General features: G+C 71.9%; 24 protein-coding genes. 11 read left to right on the top strand and 13 right to left on the bottom strand.

From position 1 onward, the window contains the following. Nucleotides 1-423: 423 nt before the first annotated feature. The 5 genes from KUM44_RS08635 to KUM44_RS08615 are packed head-to-tail and all read right to left on the bottom strand — an operon-like array spanning nucleotide 424 to nucleotide 5,882. Nucleotides 424-1,221, bottom strand: coding sequence for a type III pantothenate kinase (locus tag KUM44_RS08635; protein ID WP_217207191.1), 798 nt, complete (start codon nucleotides 1,219-1,221; stop codon nucleotides 424-426). A gap of 8 nt (nucleotides 1,222-1,229) precedes the next feature. Then, nucleotides 1,230-2,201 carry a carboxylating nicotinate-nucleotide diphosphorylase gene (gene nadC, locus KUM44_RS08630; protein ID WP_217207190.1) on the bottom strand — a complete coding sequence of 324 codons (972 nt, stop codon included), beginning with the start codon at nucleotides 2,199-2,201 and terminating at the stop codon, nucleotides 1,230-1,232. 5 nt (nucleotides 2,202-2,206) lie between these two features. Beyond that, a complete protein-coding gene (locus KUM44_RS08625; RefSeq protein WP_217207189.1) occupies nucleotides 2,207-3,916 on the bottom strand; it encodes an L-aspartate oxidase in 1,710 nt (569 codons plus the stop codon). After that, nucleotides 3,913-4,956, bottom strand: coding sequence for a pantoate--beta-alanine ligase (panC, locus tag KUM44_RS08620; RefSeq protein WP_217207188.1), 1,044 nt, complete (start codon nucleotides 4,954-4,956; stop codon nucleotides 3,913-3,915). Before panC ends, KUM44_RS08625 begins: the two co-directional genes overlap by 4 nt. Beyond that, nucleotides 4,953-5,882 carry a Rossmann-like and DUF2520 domain-containing protein gene (locus tag KUM44_RS08615; protein WP_217207187.1) on the bottom strand — a complete coding sequence of 310 codons (930 nt, stop codon included), beginning with the start codon at nucleotides 5,880-5,882 and terminating at the stop codon, nucleotides 4,953-4,955. Before KUM44_RS08615 ends, panC begins: the two co-directional genes overlap by 4 nt. 186 nt (nucleotides 5,883-6,068) lie before the next feature. Here KUM44_RS08615 and KUM44_RS08610 point away from each other — a divergent pair, with 186 nt between their 5' ends. Further along, the gene (locus tag KUM44_RS08610; RefSeq protein WP_217207186.1) at nucleotides 6,069-7,256 is read left to right on the top strand and encodes a low specificity L-threonine aldolase; all 1,188 of its coding nucleotides are present in this window, start codon (nucleotides 6,069-6,071) and stop codon (nucleotides 7,254-7,256) included. On the opposite strand, the gene KUM44_RS08605 is transcribed toward KUM44_RS08610, so the two are convergent. Beyond that, nucleotides 7,246-7,443: a hypothetical protein gene (locus KUM44_RS08605; protein ID WP_217207185.1), complete on the bottom strand. Its 198-nt coding sequence runs from the start codon at nucleotides 7,441-7,443 to the stop codon at nucleotides 7,246-7,248. The two genes, KUM44_RS08610 and KUM44_RS08605, sit on opposite strands and share 11 nt — an antisense overlap. A gap of 164 nt (nucleotides 7,444-7,607) precedes the next feature. Here KUM44_RS08605 and KUM44_RS08600 point away from each other — a divergent pair, with 164 nt between their 5' ends. Further along, the gene (locus KUM44_RS08600; RefSeq protein ID WP_217207184.1) at nucleotides 7,608-8,711 is read left to right on the top strand and encodes a DUF5937 family protein; all 1,104 of its coding nucleotides are present in this window, start codon (nucleotides 7,608-7,610) and stop codon (nucleotides 8,709-8,711) included. 54 nt (nucleotides 8,712-8,765) lie between these two features. Here KUM44_RS08600 and KUM44_RS08595 read toward each other — a convergent pair whose 3' ends face one another. From KUM44_RS08595 to KUM44_RS08585, 3 genes are all read right to left on the bottom strand, one after another. After that, on the bottom strand, nucleotides 8,766-9,422 hold the full coding sequence (locus tag KUM44_RS08595; RefSeq protein WP_217207183.1) for an AAA family ATPase: 657 nt from the start codon (nucleotides 9,420-9,422) through the stop codon (nucleotides 8,766-8,768). A gap of 149 nt (nucleotides 9,423-9,571) precedes the next feature. Beyond that, on the bottom strand, nucleotides 9,572-10,243 hold the full coding sequence (locus KUM44_RS08590) for a response regulator transcription factor (protein WP_217207182.1): 672 nt from the start codon (nucleotides 10,241-10,243) through the stop codon (nucleotides 9,572-9,574). Nucleotides 10,244-10,339: 96 nt separating this feature from the next. Then, nucleotides 10,340-11,554 (bottom strand): sensor histidine kinase, encoded by a 1,215-nt coding sequence (locus KUM44_RS08585; RefSeq protein ID WP_217207181.1) that lies wholly within the window; start codon nucleotides 11,552-11,554, stop codon nucleotides 10,340-10,342. A gap of 129 nt (nucleotides 11,555-11,683) precedes the next feature. Between KUM44_RS08585 and KUM44_RS08580 the strand changes: the two genes are divergently transcribed. After that, complete coding sequence (locus KUM44_RS08580; protein ID WP_217207180.1) at nucleotides 11,684-12,679, top strand: SAM-dependent methyltransferase; 996 nt, start codon at nucleotides 11,684-11,686, stop codon at nucleotides 12,677-12,679. A 33-nt stretch (nucleotides 12,680-12,712) separates the two neighbouring features. Here KUM44_RS08580 and KUM44_RS08575 read toward each other — a convergent pair whose 3' ends face one another. Then, on the bottom strand, nucleotides 12,713-13,864 hold the full coding sequence (locus KUM44_RS08575) for an NADH-quinone oxidoreductase subunit D (protein ID WP_217207179.1): 1,152 nt from the start codon (nucleotides 13,862-13,864) through the stop codon (nucleotides 12,713-12,715). A gap of 31 nt (nucleotides 13,865-13,895) precedes the next feature. Here KUM44_RS08575 and KUM44_RS08570 point away from each other — a divergent pair, with 31 nt between their 5' ends. Both KUM44_RS08570 and KUM44_RS08565 read left to right on the top strand, forming a co-directional pair. Further along, complete coding sequence (locus KUM44_RS08570; RefSeq protein WP_217207178.1) at nucleotides 13,896-14,414, top strand: PH domain-containing protein; 519 nt, start codon at nucleotides 13,896-13,898, stop codon at nucleotides 14,412-14,414. After that, entirely contained in the window at nucleotides 14,411-15,745 is a 1,335-nt protein-coding gene (locus KUM44_RS08565) for a PH domain-containing protein (protein ID WP_217207177.1), read from the top strand. Before KUM44_RS08570 ends, KUM44_RS08565 begins: the two co-directional genes overlap by 4 nt. 18 nt (nucleotides 15,746-15,763) lie before the next feature. On the opposite strand, the gene KUM44_RS08560 is transcribed toward KUM44_RS08565, so the two are convergent. Beyond that, nucleotides 15,764-17,200, bottom strand: a complete 1,437-nt coding sequence (locus KUM44_RS08560) for a hypothetical protein (protein ID WP_217207176.1) — start codon at nucleotides 17,198-17,200, stop codon at nucleotides 15,764-15,766. A 144-nt stretch (nucleotides 17,201-17,344) separates the two neighbouring features. Then, nucleotides 17,345-18,463, bottom strand: a complete 1,119-nt coding sequence (locus tag KUM44_RS08555; protein WP_217207175.1) for an esterase family protein — start codon at nucleotides 18,461-18,463, stop codon at nucleotides 17,345-17,347. Nucleotides 18,464-18,723: 260 nt separating this feature from the next. Between KUM44_RS08555 and KUM44_RS08550 the strand changes: the two genes are divergently transcribed. The 6 genes from KUM44_RS08550 to KUM44_RS08525 all read left to right on the top strand — a co-directional run bounded on the left by KUM44_RS08550 (nucleotide 18,724) and on the right by KUM44_RS08525 (nucleotide 23,894). Then, a complete protein-coding gene (locus tag KUM44_RS08550; protein ID WP_217207174.1) occupies nucleotides 18,724-20,556 on the top strand; it encodes a phosphatidylglycerol lysyltransferase domain-containing protein in 1,833 nt (610 codons plus the stop codon). A 110-nt stretch (nucleotides 20,557-20,666) separates the two neighbouring features. Then, complete coding sequence (gene folP / locus KUM44_RS08545) at nucleotides 20,667-21,572, top strand: dihydropteroate synthase (protein WP_217207173.1); 906 nt, start codon at nucleotides 20,667-20,669, stop codon at nucleotides 21,570-21,572. Then, a complete protein-coding gene (locus KUM44_RS08540) occupies nucleotides 21,569-22,072 on the top strand; it encodes a nuclear transport factor 2 family protein (protein ID WP_217207172.1) in 504 nt (167 codons plus the stop codon). The genes folP and KUM44_RS08540 overlap by 4 nt, the downstream gene beginning before the upstream one ends. 307 nt (nucleotides 22,073-22,379) lie before the next feature. Then, nucleotides 22,380-22,739: a dihydroneopterin aldolase gene (folB, locus tag KUM44_RS08535; protein WP_217207171.1), complete on the top strand. Its 360-nt coding sequence runs from the start codon at nucleotides 22,380-22,382 to the stop codon at nucleotides 22,737-22,739. Continuing rightward, nucleotides 22,736-23,347 carry a 2-amino-4-hydroxy-6-hydroxymethyldihydropteridine diphosphokinase gene (folK, locus tag KUM44_RS08530; protein WP_217207170.1) on the top strand — a complete coding sequence of 204 codons (612 nt, stop codon included), beginning with the start codon at nucleotides 22,736-22,738 and terminating at the stop codon, nucleotides 23,345-23,347. Before folB ends, folK begins: the two co-directional genes overlap by 4 nt. 58 nt (nucleotides 23,348-23,405) lie before the next feature. Beyond that, nucleotides 23,406-23,894 (top strand): DUF3180 domain-containing protein, encoded by a 489-nt coding sequence (locus KUM44_RS08525; protein ID WP_217207169.1) that lies wholly within the window; start codon nucleotides 23,406-23,408, stop codon nucleotides 23,892-23,894. A 72-nt stretch (nucleotides 23,895-23,966) separates the two neighbouring features. Here KUM44_RS08525 and folE read toward each other — a convergent pair whose 3' ends face one another. After that, entirely contained in the window at nucleotides 23,967-24,572 is a 606-nt protein-coding gene (folE, locus tag KUM44_RS08520; RefSeq protein ID WP_062723369.1) for a GTP cyclohydrolase I FolE, read from the bottom strand. Between the last annotated feature and the right edge of the window lie 75 nt (nucleotides 24,573-24,647).

The following is a 24,647-nucleotide window of genomic DNA, read 5'->3' as shown; positions in this document are numbered from 1 at the left end:
GGGTGGGTGGGTGGGTGGGTGGGTGGGTCGGTGCCGCGCCGGGGGGTGTCCGTCCTCGGTCCGGTGGCCGGCGTTGCGCGAGAGGTCCTGTTCCTTGACACCGGACCCTGCGGGCGGACACCCCCCGACACGTCCCCTTCGCGCCGCGGGCGACTGCGGCCCGGTGGGGCCATCGCCCCATCCCGCCCCCGACGGGCGGATGATGCCGGATGCGCGATCAACGGCCGGTGGGGGCTGGTCGCGCAGTTCCCCGCGCCCTTCAACCCACCCGCGGGCCCGGACACCTCCAGCCCGTCCGGCGTTTGAGGACGAGGCCGTTCAGGCCGACGGGAGTCCAGGGGCGGAGCCCCCTGGCGGGGTGGAAGGGGCGGAGCCCCTGGGGATGGGACGGGTAGGGGCGGCGGGGGCGAGGAAAGCGGCGGGTCACATTCGGGAGACGTTGCGTTCGTAGACGAGACGGAGCCCGATCAGGGTCAGCCAGGGTTCGTGTTCGTCGATGACGGAGGATTCGCCGAGGACCATGGGAGCCAAACCGCCCGTCGCGATGACGGTGACCTCGTCGGGGTCGTCGGCCAGTTCACGGGCCATGCGGTTGACCACGCCGTCGACCTGGCCCGCGAAGCCGTAGATGATGCCGGACTGCATGGCCTCGACCGTGTTCTTGCCGATGACGCTGCGCGGCCGGGCCACCTCGATCTTGCGGAGTTGGGCGCCGCGGACGCCGAGGGCCTCGACGGAGATCTCGATGCCGGGGGCGATGACCCCGCCGATGTACTCGCCGCGCGCGCTCACCGCGTCGAACGTCGTCGCCGTACCGAAGTCGACGACGATGGCCGGGCCGCCGTAGAGGTCGACGGCCGCGACCGCGTTGATGATGCGGTCGGCGCCGACCTCCTTGGGGTTGTCGGTGAGGATCGGTACGCCCGTCTTCACGCCGGGCTCCACCAGCACCGCGGGGACGTCGCCGTAGTAGCGGCGGGTCACCTCCCGGAGTTCGTGGAGGACCGAGGGGACCGTCGCGCAGATGGCGATTCCGTCGATGCCGTCGCCCAGTTCGTCGCCGAGGAGCGGGTGCATGCCCATCAGGCCCTGGAGGAGGACCGCGAGCTCGTCGGCGGTGCGGCGGGCATCCGTGGAGATGCGCCAGTGTTCGACGATGTCCTCGCCGTCGAACAGGCCGAGGACGGTGTGCGTGTTGCCTACGTCGATCGTGAGGAGCATGCCCGTTCCTACTCCGCCGCTCGCAGGTCCAGGCCGATGTCCAGGATCGGCGAGGAGTGGGTGAGGGCTCCGACGGCGAGGAAGTCGACGCCCGTGTCGGCGTACGCCTTGGCGTTCGTCAGGGTCAGGCGGCCCGATGCCTCGAGGGCTGCCCGGCCGTGCACGATCGCCACCGCCTCCTCGCACTCGCCCGGCGTGAAGTTGTCCAGGAGGATCAGGTCCGCGCCCGCGTCCACCACCTCGCGGAGCTGGTGGAGGGTGTCCACCTCGACCTCGACGGGGAGGTCGGGGAAGGCTTCGCGAACCGCTTCGAAGGCCTGTGACACGCCGCCTGCGGCCACTACGTGGTTGTCCTTCACCAGGGCCGCGTCCGAGAGGGACATGCGGTGGTTCACTCCGCCTCCGCAGCGCACCGCGTACTTCTCCAGGGCGCGCAGGCCCGGCGTCGTCTTGCGGGTGTCGCGGACCCTCGCGCTGGTGCCCTCCAGTACGTCAGCCCACGCGCGCGTGGCCGTCGCGATGCCGGAGAGGCGGCAGAGGATGTTCAGGGCGCTGCGTTCGGCGGTCAGGAGGTCGCGGGTGCGGGTGGTGACGGAGAGGAGCTTCTGGCCCGCCTCCACCTTGTCGCCGTCCTCCACGTGGCGCTCCACCTCGAACTCGTCCTCGCAGACGATCGAGACGACCGCTTCGGCGACCCTGAGGCCCGCCACGACGCCCGCCTCGCGCGCGACGAAGTCGGCGGTGGCGGTCGACTCCTCGGGGATCGTGGCGACCGTCGTCACGTCCACGCCGTGGGCGAGGTCTTCCTGGACGGCCACGTTGGCGATGTCCTCGACCTCGACCGGGTCGAGGCCGGCGTCGGCCAGGAGCTGGGCGAGCGCGGGGTCGAGGCCGCACTCCAGGTACTCCTCGCCGGCACCGCAGGCGCAGTCGTCGCCGCAGTCGCCGCTCGAGGCGAGGGGAAGGTCGGGGGTGGTCACTTCTGTCACTGCTCCTGGGGACGGGTCGGGGGGAAGTCCGCGGTGTCTGTGGTGTGCACGGCCAGTGTGCGGTCGGGGTTCAGGCGTACGACGATGTGGCGCCGCCAGCTCCTGTCGTCGCGGTCGGGCTCGTCCTCGCGCCAGTGGCAGCCTCGCGTCTCCTCGCGGAGCTGTGCCGCGGTCACCAGGGCCCGCGCCACGCACAGGAGGTTGGTGGCCTCCCAGGTGTCCACGCCGGGCTCGGCCGTCTTGCCGTTCTCGGTGAGGGCGTCCCGGGCGTCGGTGTGCAGCTGCTGGAGCTGGTCGGCGGCCTGGGCGAGGGAGTTCGCGGAGCGCAGGACTCCGGCGCCGTTGGTCATGATCCGCTGGATCGCGAAACGGGCCTCGGGGGCGAGCAGGGGGTGCTCGGGGGTCTCGGGGTACGGCACCGGGTGCGGCACGCGTGCGTGGAGGCCGTTCGCCGCGCGGGCGGCCGCGATGTCGGCCACGATGCGCTCGGCGTAGACCAGGCCTTCGAGGAGCGAGTTGGAGGCCAGACGGTTGGCGCCGTGCACGCCCGTGCAGGCGACCTCGCCGCACGCGTACAGGCCGGGGACAGTTGTACGGCCGCGGGAGTCGGTGCGGACGCCGCCGGAGGCGTAGTGGGCCGCCGGGGCGATCGGGATGGGGGCGGTGACCGGGTCGATGCCGTTGGCGCGGCAGGTGGCGAGGATCGTCGGGAAGCGGTGCTCCCACATCTCGGCGCCGAAGTGGCGGGCGTCGAGGAACATGTGCTCGGCGTCCTGCTCCTGCATGCGGCGCATGATGCCCTTGGCGACGATGTCCCGGGGGGCGAGCTCGGCCAGTTCGTGCCGGCCCAGCATGAAGCGGACGCCGTCGGCGTCGACCAGGTGGGCGCCTTCGCCGCGTACCGCCTCGGAGACCAGGGGCTGCTGGCCCTCCGCGTCCGCGCCGAGGAACAGGACGGTGGGGTGGAACTGGACGAATTCCAGGTCGCTGACCTCGGCGCCTGCGCGTAGCGCGAGGGCTACTCCGTCGCCCGTCGACACCGACGGGTTCGTCGTCGCCGAGAAGACCTGGCCCATGCCGCCGGTGGCGAGGACCACAGCGGGCGCGTGGACCGCTCCTACGCCGTCGTGCTGGCCCTCGCCCATGACGTGCAGGGTTACGCCCGCCGTACGGCCCTCTGCGTCCGTCAGCAGGTCGAGGACGAGCGCGTTCTCGATCGTGCGCAGGCCACGCGCGCGTACCGCCTCGACGAGGGCCCGGGAGATTTCCGCGCCGGTCGCGTCGCCGCCCGCGTGGGCGATACGGCGGCGGTGGTGGCCGCCCTCGCGGGTGAGTTCCAGGCCGCCTTCCTCGGACTCGTCGAAGTGGGCGCCGGTCTCGATGAGGCGGCGTACGGCGTCGGGGCCCTCGGTGACGAGGATGCGGACCGCGTCCTCGTCGCACAGGCCCGCGCCCGCCACCAGGGTGTCGTCGAGGTGCTGCTCGGGGGTGTCGCCCTCGCCGAGGGCCGCGGCGATGCCGCCCTGCGCCCAGCGGGTGGAGCCGTCGTCGAGGCGCGCCTTGGTGACGACGACCGTCGTCAGGCCCGCGGCCTCGCAGCGCAGGGCCGCGGTGAGACCCGCGACGCCGGAACCGACGACCACGACGTCCGCGGAGATGGACCACCCGGGCGCGGGCGCGTGCAGTCGTATGCCTGTGCTGGTCACGAGGCGGCTCCGAAGGTGAGGGGGAGGTTGTCGATCAGCCGGGTCGTCCCGACCCGGGCGGCGACGGCGAGGACGGCCTCGCCGGTGAAGTCGTCCTCGATCTCGGTGAAGTCGGACGGGTCGACGAGCGCGAGGTAGTCCAGCCGGAGCGGCGGGTCGAGACGGGCGGCCTCGTCGAGGACCAGGCGGGCGGCGGCGCGGACGGCTGCCGGGGCGCTGTAGGAGGGGCGACGCGAAGCGTCTTTGGCAAGGTCGGTGTTGGGCGGCGACGGGAGGGACTTGGCGACGGCGTGTGCGTCGGCCGCCGCGCGAGACTCCCCTATGGCGCTGAGCGCTTCCGCACGCGCACGCGTGGCGGGCACTTCGCGGGCCCGGGCGCGCAGCGCCTCCTGCGCCGCGTGCCGGTCGCGGCCGGCGAACAGCGCCTGGGACAGGGCGAGTGCCGTGCGCCGCTCCTTGGGAGCGAGGTAGCGGTTGCGGCTGGACAGCGCGAGGCCGTCCTCCTCGCGCACGGTCGGGACACCGACGATCTCGACGCCGAAGTTCAGGTCGCGGACCATGCGGCGGATCAGGGCGAGCTGCTGGGCATCCTTCTGGCCGTACAGGGCGACGTCGGGGCGGGTGAGGTGGAGCAGCTTGGCGACGACGGTGAGCATGCCGTCGAAGTGGCCGGGGCGGGAGGCGCCTTCCAGGCGCTCGCCCATGGGGCCGGCGCTGATGCGCACCTGGGGCTCGCCGCCCGGGTAGACCTCGTCGGCCGAGGGGGCGAACACGGCGTCCGCGCCCGCCTGTTCGGCGATCTTGAGGTCGGCCTCCAGGGTGCGGGGGTAGCGGTCGAGGTCCTCGCCCTCGCCGAACTGCAAGGGGTTCACGAAGACGGTGACGACGACCTCGCCCTCCGGTCCGGCGATGGTGCGCGCGGTGCGGATCAGGGTGGCGTGGCCCTCGTGCAGGGCGCCCATGGTCATCACGACGGCGCGGCGGCCGGTACGCGTGCGTGCGTGCAGTTCGTCGGCGGTACGCAGCAGGGTGGTCGTCATCGGGCCTCTCCCTCGGCGCCGTCGGTTCCGTGGGCGAGTACCCCGAGGAGGTCCTCGGCGAGCTCCGGCTTCAGCAGCCCGTGGGCGAGCGCCCGGTCTGCGGTCGCCCGGGCCATCGCCAGATAGCCGGCGACGGTCTGCGGGGCGTGCCTGCGCAGCTCGGTGACGTGCGCGGCGACGGTGCCCGCGTCCCCGCGCGCGACGGGGCCGGTCAGGGCGGCGTCGCCGGAGCGCAGGGCGTTGTCGAGGGCGGCGCCGAGCAGCGGGCCGAGCATCCGGTCGGGAGCCGCGACGCCCGCCTCGCGCAGCAGCTCCATGGACTGGGCGACGAGCGTGACCAGGTGGTTGGCGCCCAGCGCGAGGGCCGCGTGGTAGAGCGGGCGCATGTCCTCTGCGACCCATTCCGGTTCGCCGCCCATCTCGATGACCAGGGCCTCGGCGGCCAGCCGCAGCTCCTCGGGCGCGGTGACCCCGAAGGAGCAGCCGGCCAGCCGCTGGACGTCCACGGGCGTGCCGGTGAAGGTCATCGCCGGGTGCAGGGCCAGCGGCAGCGCGCCCGCGCGCAGGGCGGGGTCGAGCACCTTCGTGCCGTAGCGCCCGGAGGTGTGCACCAGGAGCTGCCCCGGCCGGACGGCGCCGGTGTCGGCGAGGCCCTCGACCAGTCCGGGGAGGGCGTCGTCCGGGACGGTCAGCAGCACCAGTTCCGCGCGCGCGAGGACTTCGGCGGGCGGCACGAGCGGCACGTCGGGGAGCATCTGCGCAGCTCGCCGCCGGGAGGTGTCGGAGACCCCGGAGACGGCCACCGGGCGGTGCCCGGCGAGCTGGAGGGACGCGGCGAGCGCGGGGCCCACGCGGCCGGCGCCGACGACGCCGACGGTGAGGCGCGCGGGGCGGTCCCTGGGGTCTGGCTGTTGGCTTGTACTCACTCGACGGCGGCCTTCCCGTTCCAGTCCGCTCCGGGTACCGGACGATTTCTCGTCATGTTAACGCGATCGGTTCGGGAGGGGTTCGGTTGTCCACAGGCTGTGGGTTACGTAACGCTCCGCCGGGGTCCGTGCCGTACGGGAAATGCAGGTGTCCGTACGGCCCCGTGCGCGGGATGATCCGGTGCCATGAGTGAGGACACGAGCGACCCGGCGGACCAGGTCTCGGTGGAAGAGCAGCGCAAACGGCGCTACGAGCGGCGCTTGAGCGCATACCGGAGCGCGGACCGCGTGCTCGCAGGCCTCGGTCTGCGGGAGACGCTCCGCCAGCGACTCGCACTGCTGGAACAGGCGCCAGAGCTGTACGACCTCGACGAGACGGTGGATCTCTACGGCAATGGCATCGTCGAGGTGCTGGAGGAGAAGGTCGCCGGACTGCTCGGCACCGAGGCCGCCGCCTTCTTCCCGACCGGCACGATGGCCCAGCAGGTGGCCCTGCGCTGCTGGGCGGGCCGCACCGGCAACCCGACGGTCGCCCTGCACGCACTCGCCCACCCCGAGGTGTACGAACAGCAGGCATTCAGCCGGCTCAGCGGGCTGCGCCCGGTCCACGTCACGAGCGAGCCGCGGTGCACCTCCGCGCAGGACGTCCGCGACCTCCCGGAGCCGTTCGGCGCGCTGATGCTGGAACTGCCGCTCAGGGACGCCGGTTTCCTGCTGCCCTCCTGGGAGGAGCTGACCGAGGTGGTGGAGGCGGCACGGGAACGTGACGCGGTGGTGCACTTCGACGGCGCGCGCCTGTGGGAGACCACGGTCCATTTCGGCCTGCCCCTGGAGGAGATCGCGGGCCTGGCGGACAGCGTGTACGTGTCCTTCTACAAGTCGTTCAACGGCTTCGGTGGCGCGGCACTCGCCGGTCCGAGCACGCTGGTGGAGGAAGCGAAGACCTGGCGGCACCGGTACGGCGGCCAGGTCTTCCAGCAGTTCCCGACCGTGCTGTCCGCGCTCGCCGGCCTGGAGGGGGAGCTGCCCCGCCTGCCCGAGTACGTCCGCCACGCGCGCGTGGTGGCCGCCGCGCTGCGCGAGGGCTTCGCGGCGGCCGGGGTGCCGTGGGCGCGGGTGTACCCGGAGGTGCCGCACACGTACGACTTCCAGCTCTGGCTGCCGTACGACGTCGACGTCGTCGCGGAAGCCGCGGTCCGGACGGCCGAGGAGACGGGGACGCTCCTGTTCGGCAACGCCTGGGACCCGAAGGGGCCCGACCTCGCCTTCACGGAGGTGTACGTCCGGGCGGCGGCCCTGGAGTGGACGGCCGACGACGTGAAGACGGCGGTCACGGAGTTCGTGTCCCGACTGCCCCGCCAGGTCAGCCAGTAGAACGCCACCACCCCCGAAGCCACCGCCTCCGGGCCGGCCGCCCGGCGGTGACGGCCGCCCTGAACTGCCGGTGGTCGCGCCACTCGCGGACGACCTGCCAGTCGTGGGCGCCCGGCGCCGGAGGGGCGGGCTCGCCGAGTTGCCGGGCGCGGTAGGCGTCAAGGAGGTGGTGCTGCGTGATGCTCATGGTGGATCGCCTTCTCGGGACGTTGGAGACATGACGTAGGGATCGGGCTCCGCGGCTGCCCCGGTGGTCCCAGGCTGCGTCCGAGGTCGCGGTCGCGTCGCGTGGATTGACGGCCACCGTCAATCGACGGCCGCGTTGTCAGTGGCGGGGTGCACCATGAGGGCATGAGCGTGAGCATCGACATCGCGGGGCTGCGGCCGGAGAGGGTCGCCGTGGTCCCCTCACCGCTGGCCGAGCTCGGCACGGCGCTGCACGCGCTGTCGGAGTCCGGGCATCATCCGGGGCTGCGGGGCTGGGCGACGAGTGTCACCACCCGGCTCGATCCGCACCTGGCCGACCGGATGTGCGAGGCCGACTTCCTGTGGCGGACGACGTTCTCGGATCTGTTCCTGCCCTGTGCGGGCGTCCCGGGCGGAGCCCTTCCCGGCGCGACGCTCGCCGAGGAGCTGGATCTGCTGGACAAGCTGACGGACGAGCAGTTCGTCGACGCGGCGCTGGAGTTCACCTGCGCCCTGCCCTACGCCACGCCGAGCCAGGACGTGCTGGCCGACGCGGAGCTGCGCCGCCGCGCTCTGGACCTGGCCGCCGCGCGCGGGCCGCAGCAGCTGCGGTTCAGTCAGCGGCTGCTCGACGACCCGCCGCGGATCCGGGCCTGGCTGCGGCAGTTCCTGGAGGACTGCGACGAGGCGTTCTTCGCCGACACCTGGTCCCGGCTACGCCACCAGCTCGCCGCGGACGCCCGCCACAGGACCGACCTCCTGCGGCACAAGGGGCTGGCCGAGGCACTGACCTCGATCTCCGCGGCGGTGATACTCGACGAGGCCGCCGGACGGATCACCATCGACAAGCTCCGCCAGGGCCACAGCCTGATCAGGAACGGCAGTCTGCTTCTCGTGCCGACGAGCCTGGGCTGGCCGCATCTCATGGTGCTGCACCGCCACGGCTGGCAGCCCGTGCTGCACTACCCCGTCGGTTCCCCCGAGTTGTCGTCACCGTCCTCGGTCGAGCAGCTGACCCTGCGCATGACCGCCCTGTCCCACCCGGTGCGGATGCAGCTGTGCCGCAACCTCGCCCGCAGCACTTACACCACGAGCGAGCTCGTCCAGATCCACGGCATGACCGCCCCGGAGATATCCCGGCACCTGAGCGTCCTCAAGAAGGCGGGCCTGATCACCACCCGCCGCCGGGGGCGGTACGTCCTGTACCAGCTGGACGTCGCCTCGGTGGCGCGGCTCGGCAGCGACTTCCTCGAAGCGCTCCTGAGATGACGGCGCTCATGAGATGACGGCGCTCCTGAGGTGACGGCGCCCATGGGGTGACCGTCAGTCGAAGCGGATGTGCCTGATCCCGACCCGCACCTGCCGCAGTCGCGTCCGCAGCGCGCCCTCGTTGTTGGGCCGGAGCTTCAGTCCGGCCAGAACGGCGATCCGGTCCGCCGTCTTCGGCACGGTCGAGTGGTCGGTCCACAGATGCTCGGCGAACTCCGGCTCGCTCAGCCGCTCCAGACAGTGGTCGAGCTGCTGTACGGCCCAACTCTCCCGGCGCAGCCCGGCGTTCTTGTCGGCGTTCTTGTCGGCGTTCTTGCCGACGACGATCCGTGCGAGGTGCCCGAAGCCGCGCTCACGCAGCCGCTTCAGGACGGTCTCGCGCTCGGCGAGGAGGGTGAAGTGCCGTACATCATGGCCGAGTTCACGCAGTCGGCCGACGGTCTGGGCGAAGTAGTCGGAGTTCGTGACCGTCATGGGCGCGATCACCACACCGTCGTGCTTGGCGAGGGCCAGGTCGAGGACCTCGACGACGCCCTGCCGCCAGGACGTCAGGTCCTGGAAGTCCGCACGCAGCTCCGCCGGGAGCATGCGCCGCAGGCCGAAGCCGGGATGCTCGGGATCGCAGATGACGCTGCCCGGCAGGCGCCGCTGGATCTCGTGTGCGGTCTGTGTCTTGCCGCCCCCGAAGGGGCCGTTGATCCACAGGAGCATGCGCAGACCCTAGTGCCCGCGGGTCACGCGCGCGTGGCGCCCCCGTGCGCCCCCGTGCGATCCCGGCGTTCCCGGCGTTCCCGGCTTTCCCAGCGTTCCCGGTGATCCCGGCGATCCCGGCGATCCCGGCGATCCCGGCGATCCGGAGCTCAGCCGTGCCCGCCCGCCCGGACCAGCCCCGTCTCGTACGCCAGGACCACCACCTGGACCCGGTCGCGCAGCCCCAGCTTGGTCAGGATGCGGCCGACGTGGGTCTTCACCGTCGCCTCGGACAGGACCAGCCGGGCCGCGATCTCGCCGTTGGACAGGCCCTGGGCGACCAGCACCATGACCTCGCGCTCGCGGTCGGTGAGCCGCTCCAGCTCCTTGTGCTGGGGCTCCTTGCCGGCGGAGGGCAGCATGGGCGCGAACCGGTCCAGCAGGCGCCGGGTCGTCGAGGGGGCCACCACGGCGTCGCCGCTGTGCACGGAGCGGATGGCGGCGAGCAGTTCGCCGGGCGGCACGTCCTTGAGCATGAAGCCGGAGGCGCCCGCCTTCAGCCCGGAGAAGGCGTACTCGTCGAGGTCGAAGGTGGTGAGGATCAGCACCTTGGGCGGCTCGGGCTCGGAGCAGATACGGCGGGTGGTCTCCACGCCGTCCAGCTTCGGCATGCGCACATCCATCAGCACGACGTCGACGGAGGTCTCGCGCAGCACCTGGAGGGCCTCGACACCGTCGCCCGCCTCCGCGACGACCTCCATGTCCGGCTGGGCGGCGAGCACCATCCGGAACCCGGTGCGCAGCAGCACCTGGTCGTCGACGAGCATCACGCGGATCGCCATCGGGTCCTCTTCCGTGTCTTCCGTGTCTTCCGTATCCGTCTACAGGGCCGTTGTCACGCCGTCGTGACAGGTGTCAACGAGGGGCATGCGCAGGCGTCAGTGTGCTGGTTTGAGCGGCAGCAGCGCACTGATGCGGAATCCTCCGCCCGGACGCGGCCCCGCGTCCAGGGTGCCGCCGACCATGCCGACCCGCTCGCGCATCCCGATCAGGCCGTGCCCCTCGCCGTCGGCGCCGCCGTCCTCGTACAGCTCGTGCGGGGCGCCCTTGCCGTCGTCCTCGACGAGCAGGCCGAGCCCGTCGTCGAAGTAGACCAGGCGCACGCTGGCGCCCGCGTTCGGCCCGCCGTGCTTGCGGGTGTTGGTGAGCGCCTCCTGCACGATGCGGTACGCCGTGAGCTCGACGCCGCTGGGCAGCGGGCGCGGAGTGCCCTCGACCTTGAAGTCGACCGGCAGCCCGGAGCTGCGGCACTGCTGGACGAGGTCGTCGATCTGCTCGACGTCGGGCTGCGGGACGTACTCGCCGCTCTCCTGGTGCTCGCCGGTGCGCAGCACGCCGAGCAGGCGGCGCATCTCGGCGAGGGCCTGGCGGCCGGTGGAGGAGATGGTCTCCAGGGCCTTCTTGGCCTGGTCCGGGGCGGCGTCGAGGACGTAGGCGGCGCCGTCTGCCTGGACCACCATCACGGAGACGTTGTGCGCGACGACGTCGTGCAGTTCCCGCGCGATCCGGGCGCGTTCGGCGGCGACCGCGACCTTGGCCTGCGCCTCGCGCTCCTTTTCGAGCCGGGTCGCGCGCTCCTCCAGCTGCTCGTAGTAGGCGCGGCGGGTGCGGATCGAGTCGCCGAGCACCCAGGCGAGGGCGAACGGCACCGACGTGAAGATCATCAGGGCCACCGTGCCCAGGATGCTGGAATCCTGCTCCGGCCAGCGCAACTGCGCCACGGGCGCCGCGCAAAGGCCGACGGCCAGCGCGAGCCGGGAGGCCCAGCGGGCACCGGTCGCGGCCACGGTGTAGACGATCACCAGGAAGGCGAAGTTGGCGGCCGTCGTCGCCACGTCCAGCGCCAGCTGCGCCAGCCCCACACCGATGGCCAGCAGCAGCATCTTCTCCGGCATGCGCCGGCGCAACGCGATCACCAGGCACAACAGGAGGACGACCGGGACGACGACCGCCTCGGAGCCGGTGCCCGGCGGGTTCTGCCCGCCCTCCTCCCGGACGGCCACGGTCAGCACAGAGATCCCGCAGAGGACGATGGCCCAGAAGGCGTCGACCCCTGTCGGGTGCCTGCGGAGGAAGTCATAGAGGCGCTGCACGTAACCCAGCGTAGGGAAGCGAGATGCGTGCAGGGGTCAACCGGAGGGCCGATCCGCACCACCCGCGTGTACTCCGCAAGGTGGAGGCTGCGTTCCCCTGTGCGCTTACGCCCTGTCTAGCCTGGTCCGGTGGCAGCGGAGGCGACGGGTGAGTGGCGCGGGTGGCGGGCGGCGGCGGAAGCGGCCCTCTACGGTCCGGACGGCTTCTACCGCCGGCCCGAGGGACCGGCCGGCCACTTCCGTACGTCCGTCCACGCCTCGCCGCTCTTCGCCGGTGCCGTGGCCCGGCTGCTGTGCCGGGTCGACGAGGCGCTGGGCCGGCCCGATGCGCTCGACCTCGTCGACATGGCGGCGGGGCGCGGCGAGCTGGTGACCGGCGTACTGGCCGCCCTGCCCGCCGAGGTGGCGGCACGCACGCGTGCGTACGCCGTCGAACTCGCCGGCCGCCCGGAAACCCTCGATCACCGGATCGAGTGGCTGCCCGAGCCCCCGCCCCGCGTCACGGGCCTGCTGTTCGCCAACGAGTGGCTGGACAACGTGCCCCTGGAGGTCGTGGAGGTGGACTCCGCGGGCGTGCCGCGCCTGGTGCTCGTACGTCGGGACGGGACCGAGCGCCTCGGGGAGCCGGTCGCCGGGGCGGAGGCGGAGTGGCTCGCGCGGTGGTGGCCGCCGGCGAGGGCCGCGGAAGGCATGCGGGCCGAGATCGGGCTGCCGCGGGACGAGGCCTGGGCCGGCGCCGTGTCGGCCGTCGGCCGGGGCCTGGCAGTCGCCGTGGACTACGCGCACACGGCGACGACGCGGCCGCCCTTCGGCACCCTCACCGGTTTCCGCGAGGGCCGCGAGACGGCGCCCGTGCCGGACGGCTCGTGCGACATCACGGCGCATGTGGCGCTGGACGCGTGCGCGCTGCCCGGGGCGCGCCTGCTGTCCCAGCGCGATGCCCTGCGCACCCTGGGCATCACGGGCGCGCGCCCCTCGCTCGAACTGGCCACGACCCGCCCCGCCGAGTACGTACGAGCCCTCGCGACCGCGGGCGAGGCCGCCGAGCTGACCGCGACGGGCGGGCTCGGGGACTTCGGGTGGCTCGTACAGTCGGTTGGGATTCCGGACGTACTGGCGGACTGAGCGGTCGAGCCGGTTGGAATTCCGAACGAACCCCTACTTGTCGATGTCCCCCACCACGAAGAACATCGACCCCAGGATCGCCACCATGTCCGCCACCAGCGTCCCCGGCAGCAGCTCGACCAGCGCCTGGATGTTGTTGTACGAGGCCGAGCGCAGCTTCAGCCGGTACGGCGTCTTCTCGCCCTTGCTGACGAGGTAGTAGCCGTTGATGCCGAGCGGGTTCTCCGTCCACGCGTACGTGTGGCCCTCGGGCGCCTTCAGCACCTTGGGAAGCCGCTGGTTGATGGGCCCCGGCGGCAGCTCGGCGAGCCGGTCCAGGCAGGCGTCGGCGAGGTCGAGAGCGTTGTGGGTCTGCTCCAGCAGGCACTCGAACCGGGCGAGGCAGTCACTCTCCTCGCGGGTCACCACCTTCAGGACGTCCCCCAGCTCGCCGTACGCGAGATAGGGCTCGTCGCGGCGCAGGTCGAAGTCGACGCCGGAGGCGCGCGCGATCGGCCCGCTCACGCCGTACGCGTGCACGGCCTGCGGCGTGAGGGCGCCCACGCCCCGGGTGCGCCCCCGGAAGATCTCGTTGCCGAGGACCAGGTCGTCGAAGCGGTCCATGCGGGAGCGCACGTCGGCGACGGCGCTACGCGCGCGCGTGGTCCATCCGGCCGGCAGGTCCTCCTTCAGGCCGCCGACCCGGTTGAACATGTAGTGCATGCGCCCACCGGAGACCTCCTCCATGACGTGCTGGAGTTCCTCGCGCTCGGTGAAGGCGTAGAAGATCGGCGTGATCCCGCCCAGCTCCAGCGGGTACGACCCCAGGAACATCAGGTGGTTGAGGACCCGGTTGAGCTCCGCGAGCAGCGTCCGCGTCCACACGGCCCGCTCGGGCACCTCCATGCCGAGCATGCGCTCCACGGCGAGGACGACGCCCAGCTCGTTGGAGAAGGCCGACAGCCAGTCGTGACGGTTGGCGAGCATGATGATCTGGCGGTAGTCGCGGGCCTCGAAGAGCTTCTCCGCGCCGCGGTGCATATAGCCGATCACCGGCTCCGCGTGCTGGATGCGCTCGCCGTCCAGGACGAGCTTGAGGCGCAGCACGCCGTGCGTGGACGGGTGCTGCGGGCCGATGTTGAGCACCATGTCGGTGCTCTCCGCGGCGCCGCCGATACCGACCATGGTCTCCGTCGTAGGAGTCATGGACACAGTCTCTCCTACGTACGCTGGCCTCATGGAGACGGGGAGCCCACAGAACACGGGGACAGCGGGGGACGATCAGGCGGCGGCCGAGCCGGGGTGGACCGGGCTGCCACCGGGGCTGCTCCGGATGCGCCGACTGCTGCTGGTGGTGTGGCTGGGGCTGCTGACGGTCGGGCTCGGCCTGCTGCTCGGTCTGCTCGTCGGCCCGGCCTGGGCCGCCTTCGCGCTGCTGCCGCTGGCGCTGATCGCCTGGGGCTGGGTGATGCTGGGCCGCAACTGGCGTTCGTGGCGGTACGCCGAGCGCGCCGACGACCTGCTGATCAGCCGGGGCGTGCTGTGGCGCGAGGAGACGGTCGTACCGTACGGCCGGATGCAGCTGGTCGAGGTCACGTCAGGCCCCGTCGAGCGGCACTTCGGGCTGGCCAGCGTGCAGCTGCACACGGCCGCCGCCGCGACCGACGCCACGATCCCCGGCCTCGACCCGGCGGAGGCGGAGCGGCTGCGCGACCGGCTCGCCGAGCTGGGCGAGGCCCGATCGGCGGGCCTGTGACGACGCCGGGCGTCGACGACGCCGTACGCGAGAAGCGAACCGTGACGGATCGGCGGCTGCACCCCGTGACGCCGCTCAGGCGGGCGTGGGCGCCGGTCGCCGTGCTCATCGGGTGGGCGGTGCACGACCCCGACCAGGCGCAGCGCCAGCTGACCCGGCTGACCACGACCACGATCCTGATCGCCCTCGCCGTGCTCATCCCCGCGGCGGCCCTGTACGGCTTCCTGACCTGGTGGTTCACGCACTTCGCGGTGACCGACGGCGAACTGCGCATCCGTACCGGACTGGTGTTCCGGCGCACCGCGCACATCCGGCTGGAACGCATCCAGGCCATCGACATCACCCAGCCGCTGCTCGCGCGCGTGGCGGGCGTCGCGAAGCTCAAACTCGACGTCATAGGCACGGACAAGAAGGACGAACTGGCATTCCTGGGCCAGGACGAGGCACGTGCGCTCCGCGCGGAACTCCTCGCGCGCGCCGCCGGTTTCGCGCCCGAGACGGCGCACGAGGTGGGCGAGGCGCCGTCCCAGGAGCTGCTGCGCGTACCGCCGGGCGTCCTGGCCCTCTCCCTGGTCCTGACCGGCGCCACCTGGGGAACGCTGGCCGCCGCGGTCGTCGTGCCGACCATCCTCTGGCTGATGACGGAGAGCGTCTGGACGGTCCTCGCGACCGCCGTGCCGCTGTTCGGCGCGGCGGGGGCGAGCAGCGTGGGGCGGTTCGTGGCGGAGTACGACTGGACGGTGGGCGAGTCCCCGGACGGGCTGCGTCTCGACCACGGCCTGCTCGACCGGGCGCACGAGACGGTCCCGCCCGGCCGTGTCCAGACCGTGCGCATCGTCGAGCCGCTGCTGTGGCGGCGACGCGGCTGGGTGCGGGTGGAACTGGACGTGGCCGGCTCGTCCAACTCGGTCCTGCTGCCGGTCGCCCCGCGCGAGATCGCCGCATCGGTCGTCGCGCGCGTGCTGCCCGGAGCGACCGTCCCGCCCCGCGCCGCCCTGTCGCGTCCGCCGCGGCGGGCGGGCCGGTGCGTGCCGGTGTGGTGGCGCGGGTACGGTCTCGCCGTCACGGACGCGGTCTTCGCCGCCCGGACGGGCCTCCTGCGCAGAAGCCTGGCCCTCGTACCGCACGCGAAGGTCCAGAGCGTCCGGCTGGCCCAGGGGCCGTGGGAGCGGCTGTGGGGCGTCGCCGACGTCCACCTGGACACGGGGGCCAACAAGACCGTGACCGCGCGCCTGAGGGACGCCCAGGAGGCCGCGGAGCTGCTGGAGGCGCAGGTGGAGAGGTCCCGAACGGGCCGCAGGGACGCACGGCCGGACCGGTGGATGGCCTAGGGGTGCTGTCCGGGGACGTCAGGAAACCGCGCTGCGCAGCCCCTGGACGTCGATCTGTTCCGTCTCGTCGTGCGCCGTCAGATCGATGACCTGGCCGATGCCCCGGGCCTCCTCGTCCGCCGGCTTGAACTCCGCCTCGGACTCCGCCTTGTGCAGGGCGAGGGCCTCCTGGCCCACGACGTCGGCGAGGTCCTCGTTCTGGACGGACTCCAACGCGGAGGGCGCCGCCCCCCTCTTCGTGCCGAAGAAGTCGAAGTCACCCTCGATCGCCGCACGCCGTGCGGGCGTCGCCGGTACGACGGCCACGGCGGTCGGCGCGATGAAGTGCCCCGACGGCTGCTGGGCCGGAGGCAGGGCGGGCTGGGTGGCCGGGGCGACCGTGCCTGCGGGGGTGAGGGCGGCCGCGCGCTCGTGCCCGTCGACCGCCTCGGGCTTCCCCTGGGCGTCGTCCTCCAGTGCGGGTGCCTTCTCGGAGTCACCGGAGTCGGCGGGCTCGGTGGCGCGGACCTCGGTGGCGCCTGAACCGGCCTGCACGGACTCGCCGTCGGAGGGGGCGTCGCCCTTCGGGGGGTCGTTCTTGGGAGGGTCGTCCTTCGGGAACTCGCCCTTGGGGGCCTCGGATGCCTCGGTTGCCTTGGAGTCCTTGGCGCCCTTCGCGCCCTTCGCGTCCTTCGCGTCCTTCGCGTCCTTCGCGCTCTCGGGCGCCTTCGGCTCGTTCGACTCCTCCGGCTCGTTCGTGTCCTTCGGCTCGTTCGTGTCCTTCGGCTCGTCCGAGGACTCGTCGTCCTGCTCAGAACCGTCACCCTCCGGCGTCACCGAGGCCTCGTCGCCGTCGAACCGCGCCAGCGCCTCCTTCGCCCGCAGGAACAGCCGGGACCCCTCCGGCGAGAAGACCTCCGGAGCCGCCGGCTTCTCCTCGGCGCCCTCGTCCCCCTTGGCCGCCGGCGGGGCCGAAGCCTCGGCAGCGACCGGAACTGGCGGCAACGCGCGCGTGGGCGTGGCCGCCTCAATCTCCAGGACCCGGCGCTCCTCCAGGACGCTCGCCCGCTCGGTCTCCGCGGTGGCGTACCGGCGCAGCAGCGACGCGTGCTCGTTGCGCAGCCCGGCGAGCTCCGTCCGCTTGGCCCGCAGCCGCTGCTCCAGCTTCACCCGCAGCTCGCGCGACTCGTCGAGGTCGCTCTCCAGTTCCGCGACCCGCTCCTCGTGCCGCCACTCGTCGCTCGCACGCGCGCGCGTAAGGTCGGCGACCTGCTTGCCGGCCTGCGTGTCCCAGCGACGCATGACGACCGCGCCGACGACCGCCGTCGCCGCGGCGGCCGCGGCGAGGCCGCGCAGCACCACGGGCTCGGTGAACACCCACGGCGCAAGGGCGCAGACGACGGATACGCCTGCTATCGCCGACGGGGGCAGCAGCCTGTGCAAGGGCGGTGAATGACGGTGACGTCCACGTGGCATGGCCAGAAACTTACCGCGCGTAGGCGAATCTTGGCGCCCCGCCCCGTAAAAACACAGCCATCCCGAGTCGTTCATCCGGCATCAGGAATCAGATCTGTCACCGAATTGACCAAGAACCAAGATCAAAAGGCCTCGCGGCCCGGGTCACCTGCCGCCCAGCCGCCCGCTCATCCACTCCAGCGTCCCCGGAATCTCGCGGCGCCAGGTGTTGAAGTTGTGCCCTCCGTTTTCGAGGATGATCGACGAGATCCGCGTAACGCCGTTCGCCTTCACCCGCTCAATGAACTTCAGCGTGCGCTTGTAGTTGGGTTCTCCGACTTTGCTGCTGCTGACGAGCAGTGAGGTGTCCGGCGCGGGCATGTGCTTGAGGTACCACCCCAGGTTCGCGCGATTGCGCAGGTCCTCGTCACCGTGGAAGAGATCGCCCGTCGTGGGGTCGATCGGCGCGTTGTAGTACGCGGAGAGCCCCGCCCCGGCGGCGTACACCCTGGGATGGTGCATGGCGAGCTTGAGCGCGCAGTAGCCACCCGTGGAGTTCCCGATGATGCCCCAACCGCCCTGCTTCCGGCTCACCCTGTAGTGGCCGCTCACTGCATCGGGCAGGTCCTTCGCGAAGAACGTCTCGGTCTGCGGGCCCCCGGGGATGTCCACGCACTCCGTGTCCCTCGGCGGTGCCACCGTCGGCCGCAGCATCACCAGGATCATCGGCTGCATACGACCTTCCTTGGCAAGCGTGGAGGCCGTACGCGGATAGTTGAGCTTGTCAATCAGCTTCTCCGCCGTACCCGGGTAGCCGGTCAGAACGACAGCGGCAGGGAACGCGCGCTTGCGGTACTGCGGCTGAAAGTATTCGGCCGGCAGATAGACGTACGCGGGCGTGGCGATGTGCGTCGTACGACCCACGATGTCGACCTTCTGGATCTGCCCGCTCACCTCCGGCCGGGCACTGGCCGCCCCCGGCACCCGCCGCGTGTCGACGACTCCCAGCGGGCCACGCCCCGGCGTGTGGTCCACGACGACGCCCTGGCCCTTCTCCTGCCCGAAGAGGTCGGCCCAGCTGGCGTAGAACCCGAAGGACTGGTTGGCGCCGAGACCGACCGCGGCGAAGAGCATCAACTGAGTGGCGAGCAGCAACCCGACCCTGCCCGTCACAGCCCGCCAGCCGCGCCGTGCCAGCCGTGGCCACAGCCACACCGTGCAGACGAACAGCCCTACGGCTGCCAGCACCGCCAACGCCAGCACCTTGTTGCTCGTGAGACCCATCGATGGTTACCTGTCCGCACTTTCCGTCCGGCGCCTCGGCCGCGCGGACACATGCTCCCCGCACTGCCTCCCCCACTCTTTCGCAAGGGCTTGCCCCGGACTTTCCTTGGCTTTTGAAACGGTTTTGGGGAGCCGAGTGAACCTCTCCCCTCGAGACACCGTCCTAGAGGGCGCAATGTCGCCGGATGCCCGAATCGGCACCGGATCCAAGGTCTCTCGCGGAACTATGGGATGCGATGTCTGTCAGGACAGATGTGGAAATGTCGGGCAAGGTTCCTGAACGATCGAGTCAGGTGGGGCGTCTGTCCGGCCGGGTACGGCACGTGCTGCGGGGCCCGCGCCCCGAAGCCGTGCCCGTCCTCGTCGGCAGGGCCGGCGCTCTGGTGGGCCTGCTGAACATCGCCGCAGGCGTCTTCCCGCGCTTCCGGCACAGCCGTATGCACGCCATCGCCGAGGTACTGCCGGGCTCGGTGGGCCCGTTCGCGGCCGCGCTGGCCCTCGCCACGGGCGTGCTGTTGCTGCTGCTCGCCCACGGCCTCAAGCGCGGCAAGCGGCGGGCGTGGCGCGCCGCCGTCGTCCTGCTGCCGGCCGGAGCTGTGGCGCAGTTCACGTACCGCCACTCCCTGGTGGGCGCCCTCATCTCCGTCGCGCTGTTCGTGTTCCTGCTGCGTCACCGCGACCAGTTCGCGGCGCTGCCCGACCCCCGCAGCAGGTGGCGCGCGCTGGCCAACTTCGTGCTCATGGGCGCCGGTTCCCTCGCCCTCGGGCTGGTCATCGTCAACGCCCACCCGAACACTCTGGTCGGCGACCCGAGCCTGGCCGACCGCATCACCCACGTCCTGTACGGCCTCTTCGGCTTCGAAGGCCCGGTCGCCTACCAGGGCAACACCTCCTGGACGGTCGCCTTCTCCCTGGGCGCCCTCGGCTGGATCACCGCGGTCACGACGATCTACCTCGCCTTCCGCCCCGAACACCCCGCGGCACGCCTCACCGAGGACGACGAGGCACGCCTGCGTGGCCTGCTGGAGAAGCACGGCGCCCGCGACTCCCTCGGCCACTTCGCGCTGCGCCGCGACAAGGCCGTCGTCTTCTCCCCCAGCGGCAAGGCCGCAGTGACGTACCGCGTCGTCTCCGGCGTGATGCTCGCCAGCGGCGACCCGATCGGCGACGTCGAGGCCTGGCCCGGCGCCATCGAGCGCTTCATGGACGAGGCCAAGGCCCACTCCTGGACCCCGGCCGTCATGGGCTGCTCCGAGACCGGCGCCGAGGTGTGGACCCGCGAGACCGGGCTCGACGCCCTCGAACTGGGCGACGAGGCGGTGGTGGACGTCCCGGATTTCTCGCTCGCCGGCCGCGCGATGCGCAACGTACGTCAGATGGTCAAGCGCATCGAGCGCGCCGGTTACGAGACCCGGGTACGCCGTGTCCGTGACCTCGGCGAGACCGAGCTGGAGCGCATTCGGCAGGCCGCCGAGGACTGGCGCGGCACCGACACCGAGCGCGGGTTCTCCATGGCGCTCGGCCGCGTCGGCGACCCGGCCGACGGCGACTGTCTCATCGCCACCGCCCACAAGGCCGACGAGGAGCCGGGACCGTACGGCGACCTCAAGGCGATCCTCCACTTCGTGCCGTGGGGCACCGACGGGGCCTCCCTGGACCTGATGCGCCGCGACCGCTCGGCCGACCCCGGCATGAACGAACTGCTGATCGTGGCCGCCCTCCAGGCCGCTCCGAAGTTCGGCATCGCGCGCGTGTCCCTCAACTTCGCCATGTTCCGCTCTGCCCTGGCGCGCGGCGAGAAGATCGGGGCGGGCCCCGTGCTGCGTGCCTGGAGGGGCCTGCTGGTCTTCCTCTCCCGCTGGTTCCAGATCGAGTCCCTGTACAAGTTCAACGCCAAGTTCCAGCCGCGCTGGGAGCCCCGCTTCGTCGTCTACCGCGCCTCCGCCGACCTGCCCCGCCTCGGCTTCGCCGCCATGCAGGCGGAGGGCTTCGTGAACCTGGCGCTGCCGCTGCCGCGCTTCCTGCGCCGCCGCACGACCACCCCACGCCCGTGCGCCCACGCGGTGGCGGAACGGGACGTCCGCGCGGCCTGACACGGCCACCAAGGACAGGCCCGAGCGGGAGCCCCACCCACGCCCCCATCCCGGAGGCTCCCGCTCGGGCCACCGCACGTCGCGGCATCCCCTGGGCCTACGCTGAACGTATGAGCAAGCAGAGCGGACGCGGGCGCGTCACCGGCCTTCCGCAGTGGGACCGCTGCGCGGTCATGGGAGTCGTGAACGTCACTCCCGACTCCTTCTCCGACGGCGGCCGCTGGTTTGACACGACGTCCGCCGTCAAGCACGGCCTCGCCCTGGTCGAGGAGGGCGCCGACCTGGTCGACGTCGGCGGCGAGTCCACCCGCCCCGGCGCCACCCGGGTCGACGAGGACGAGGAACTGCGCCGTGTCGTCCCCGTCGTCCGCGGCCTCGCCGCCGAGGGCGTCACGATCTCCGTCGACACCATGCGCGCCTCCGTCGCCGAGCAGGCCCTCGCCGCCGGCGCCGCCCTCGTCAACGACGTCAGCGGCGGCCTGGCCGACCCCGCGATGATCCCGGTCGTCGCGGACGCCGGGGCCCCCTTCGTCGTCATGCACTGGCGCGGATTCCTCGCGGGCGGGAACGTCAGGGGCGCCTACGCCGACGTCGTCGCCGAGGTCGTCGACGAACTGCACGCGCGCGTGGAGGCCGTGCTGGCCGGCGGCATCGCCCCCGACCGCGTCGTCGTCGACCCCGGACTCGGCTTCTCCAAGGACGCCGAGCACGACCTCGTCCTCCTCGCCCACCTCGACCGCCTCCTCGCCCTCGGCCACCCCCTGCTCGTCGCCGCCTCCCGCAAGCGGTTCCTCGGCCGTGTCCTCGCCGGACCGCAGGGCGCGCCTCCGCCCGCCCGCGAGCGCGACGCCGCCACGGCCGCCGTCTCGGCGCTCGCCGCGCACGCCGGGGCGTGGGCGGTGCGCGTGCACGAGGTGCGCGCCACGGCGGACGCGGTGCGCGTCGCGCGCGCCATCGAGGAGGCGCGCTCCTTCGAGAACGCGCCCGGCTCGGACATCGCGGAAGGAACCCGGTGAGCGCCCCCCACACCGACGTCGAGCAGGTGGAGGCCGCCAACACCGCCTTCTACGAGGCGCTGGAGCGCGGCGACTTCGAGGAACTCTCCTCGCTCTGGCTCACCCCGTCCGACCTGGGCATCGACGAGACGTACCACGACCCGGCCGACGCCGGCGTGATCTCCTGTGTGCACCCCGGCTGGCCGGTGCTCACCGGACGCGGCGAGGTCCTGCGGTCGTACGCGCTGATCATGGCGAACACCGACTACATCCAGTTCTTCCTCACCGACGTACATGTCTCCGTCACCGGCGACACCGCCCTGGTGAACTGCACCGAGAACATCCTCAGCGGCGGCCCCGCACCCGACGGCGACGGGGAGCTCGGCCCGCTCGTGGGCCAACTCGTGGTCGCCACGAACGTGTACCGGCGCACGCCCGACGGCTGGAAGCTCTGGTCGCACCACGCCTCACCGGTTCTGGCCGAAAACGACGAGGCCGAGGACGACGACACCCCGTCCTGAGTGGGTAGGCGACGGACAGGGACGACGCGAGGGACGACGCGCGGGAGCCACCCGCAAGGGGGCCCGCGGGACCCCGCCGGGACCAAGGAGTGGTTGGAATCACGCCTCCCCGGGTAGGGGCGGCTACCAACCCATGAGGCGCCGGGTTCCCCAGGGGAAACACGCGATGAATCCTCCGGCCCCGGCCGGGACCCACGCCCCCGTGGCCCGGCCCTGTCAGTGCCCGCAGGTAGATTCGTTCGAGGCCGGTGTGCCGCCCGCACACGGCATCGACCGGCCGTCACCGACGATTGCAGGAGTGATTCGCGTGGATCGTGTCGCGCTGAGCGGCCTGAAGGCCCGCGGGTACCACGGCGTGTTCCCCGAGGAGCGCGAGGAGGGCCAGACCTTCGTCGTGGACCTCGTCCTGGGCCTGGACACCCGACCGGCCGCCGCCGACGACGACCTGGCGAAGACCGTGCACTACGGCGTCGTGGCGGAGGAGGTCGTGGCCGTCGTCGAGGGCGAACCGGTCAACCTCATCGAGACGCTCGCCGAGCGCATCGCCCAGGCCTGTCTGAAGCACGAAGGGGTCCAGGAGGTCGAGGTCCGCGTCCACAAGCCGAACGCGCCGATCACGGTCCCCTTCGACGACGTGACCGTCACCATCACCCGGAGCCGAGTATGACTGCACCCTTCATCAAGGGCCCCAGCGACCCGACCGTTCAGCCGGTACCCGCCTCCGTCGTCGAGCAGGTCGACGCCGCCGACACCACACTCCACAACCCGAAACGGGCCGTGATCTCCCTCGGCGCCAACCTCGGCAACCGCCTGGAGACCCTGCAAGGCGCCATCGACGCCCTGGAGGACACCCCGGGCGTCCGCGTCAAGGGCGTCTCACCGGTGTACGAGACGGAGCCGTGGGGCGTGGAGCCGGGCAGCCAGCCCTCCTACTTCAACGCGATCGTGGTCCTCAAGACCACCCTCCCCCCGTCCTCCCTCCTGGAGCGGGCGCACGCGGTCGAGGAAGCCTTCCACCGCGTACGGGACGAGCGCTGGGGCGCGCGCACCCTCGACGTCGACATCGTCGCGTACGCCGACGTCGTCTCCGACGACCCCACGCTGACGCTCCCCCACCCCCGCGCCCACGAACGGGCCTTCGTCCTCGCCCCCTGGCACGACCTGGAGCCCGAGGCCCAGCTGCCCGGCATCGGCGCGGTCGCCGACCTGCTCGCCACCGTCACCCGTGTCGGCGTCACCCCGCGCAGGGACCTGGAACTCCAGCTCCCCGAATAGTCGTTAAGGTCAAGACGACCCACACTCCGTGGGGACCCGGGGGAGCCGAAGGGACACCGTGAGAGAGCTGCGCATCAGGATGCTGGCCGGCGTGTTCGTCGTCGCCGGCGTCCTGTCCTGGGCGGGCGCCCGCCTGTGGAACTCCGTCGGGACCCTGCCCAGCGTCCCCCTGGCCGCGCCCATCGTCCTGGCGGTCATCGCCGTGGTCCTGCTGGCCACGGCCCTGTCGATCCGGGCCCGTCTGAGGGCCCAGCGCGAACGCCGCCCCGAGGCCAAGGGCGTCGACCCCCTGATGGCCGCCCGCGCGGTCGTCTTCGGCCACGCCAGCGCCCTGGTCGCCGCCCTGGTCGCCGGTATGTACGGCGGCACAGGCGTCTTCCTCCTGGAGTCCCTCGACATCCCGGCCCGCCGGGATCAGGCCATCTACGCCGGTTTCTCCGTCCTGGCGGGCATCGGCGTGATAGCGGCGGCGATGTTCCTGGAGCGCGTGTGCAAGCTGCCGGAGGACGACGAGCACAATGGCGCGGGGACGGCGCCGACCGTCTAAGCGGCCTGAAGGGCCTGGAGTCGGCCTGGAGTCGACCTGGGGCAGGATCACCGCCGGCCCGTGCCCGCCGTTTCAGCGGGCCATGATCAGGCTCATCGCCTCGTTGCGGGTCGCCGCGTCCCGCAGCTGGCCGCGCACCGCCGACGTTATGGTCTTCGCGCCCGGCTTGCGGATACCGCGCATCGACATGCACATGTGCTCGCACTCCACGACCACGATCACGCCACGCGGCTCCAGGATCTCCATCAGGGAGTCCGCGATCTGCGTGGTGAGACGCTCCTGCACCTGTGGCCGACGGGCATAGACATCCACCAGCCGGGCCAGCTTGGACAGTCCGGTGATCTTGCCGGATGTGGCCGGAATGTATCCGACGTGAGCGACACCACGAAATGGCACCAGATGATGCTCACAGGTCGAGTACACCTCGATGTCCTTCACGAGCACCATCTCGTCGTGCCCGATGTCGAACGTCGTGGTCAGCACGTCCTCGGGCTTCTGCCACAGCCCCGCGAAGATCTCCTTGTAGGCCCGCGCCACCCGCCCCGGCGTCTCCCGGAGGCCCTCGCGGTCCGGGTCCTCTCCGACCGCGATCAGCAGTTCGCGTACGGCGTTCTCGGCACGCTTCTCATCGAACTCTCCGATGCGTCCCTCGCCGTCCAGCGTCACGGGGTCGGTCATGTGGTGCCTCGTTCCATCGCGGGTGGCGCGTGTGGGTCACGCGTCTGAACTGCGGGCATACGAAAATGCCGCGCC

Source organism: Streptomyces sp. AC550_RSS872 (assembly GCF_019049285.1).
Lineage (GTDB): Bacteria > Actinomycetota > Actinomycetes > Streptomycetales > Streptomycetaceae > Streptomyces.
The sequence above is the reverse complement of the archived record's forward strand: the minus strand, read 5'-3'. Positions and strand labels throughout refer to the sequence as shown.

What these genes read in the sequence shown, in the direction of transcription:
- KUM44_RS08570 (WP_217207178.1), top strand. Translation starts at nt 13,896, where the DNA reads ATGGAGACGGGGAGCCCACAGAACACGGGGACAGCGGGGGACGATCAG.
- folP (WP_217207173.1), top strand. Translation starts at nt 20,667, where the DNA reads ATGAGCAAGCAGAGCGGACGCGGGCGCGTCACCGGCCTTCCGCAGTGG.
- KUM44_RS08595 (WP_217207183.1), bottom strand. Translation starts at nt 9,422, where the DNA reads ATGCTCCTGTGGATCAACGGCCCCTTCGGGGGCGGCAAGACACAGACC.
- panC (WP_217207188.1), bottom strand. Translation starts at nt 4,956, where the DNA reads ATGACGACCACCCTGCTGCGTACCGCCGACGAACTGCACGCACGCACG.
- KUM44_RS08550 (WP_217207174.1), top strand. Translation starts at nt 18,724, where the DNA reads ATGTCGGGCAAGGTTCCTGAACGATCGAGTCAGGTGGGGCGTCTGTCC.
- KUM44_RS08575 (WP_217207179.1), bottom strand. Translation starts at nt 13,864, where the DNA reads ATGACTCCTACGACGGAGACCATGGTCGGTATCGGCGGCGCCGCGGAG.
- KUM44_RS08635 (WP_217207191.1), bottom strand. Translation starts at nt 1,221, where the DNA reads ATGCTCCTCACGATCGACGTAGGCAACACGCACACCGTCCTCGGCCTG.
- KUM44_RS08610 (WP_217207186.1), top strand. Translation starts at nt 6,069, where the DNA reads ATGAGTGAGGACACGAGCGACCCGGCGGACCAGGTCTCGGTGGAAGAG.
- folE (WP_062723369.1), bottom strand. Translation starts at nt 24,572, where the DNA reads ATGACCGACCCCGTGACGCTGGACGGCGAGGGACGCATCGGAGAGTTC.
- folK (WP_217207170.1), top strand. Translation starts at nt 22,736, where the DNA reads ATGACTGCACCCTTCATCAAGGGCCCCAGCGACCCGACCGTTCAGCCG.
- KUM44_RS08605 (WP_217207185.1), bottom strand. Translation starts at nt 7,443, where the DNA reads ATGAGCATCACGCAGCACCACCTCCTTGACGCCTACCGCGCCCGGCAA.
- KUM44_RS08555 (WP_217207175.1), bottom strand. Translation starts at nt 18,463, where the DNA reads ATGGGTCTCACGAGCAACAAGGTGCTGGCGTTGGCGGTGCTGGCAGCC.
- KUM44_RS08600 (WP_217207184.1), top strand. Translation starts at nt 7,608, where the DNA reads ATGAGCGTGAGCATCGACATCGCGGGGCTGCGGCCGGAGAGGGTCGCC.
- KUM44_RS08590 (WP_217207182.1), bottom strand. Translation starts at nt 10,243, where the DNA reads ATGGCGATCCGCGTGATGCTCGTCGACGACCAGGTGCTGCTGCGCACC.
- KUM44_RS08560 (WP_217207176.1), bottom strand. Translation starts at nt 17,200, where the DNA reads ATGCCACGTGGACGTCACCGTCATTCACCGCCCTTGCACAGGCTGCTG.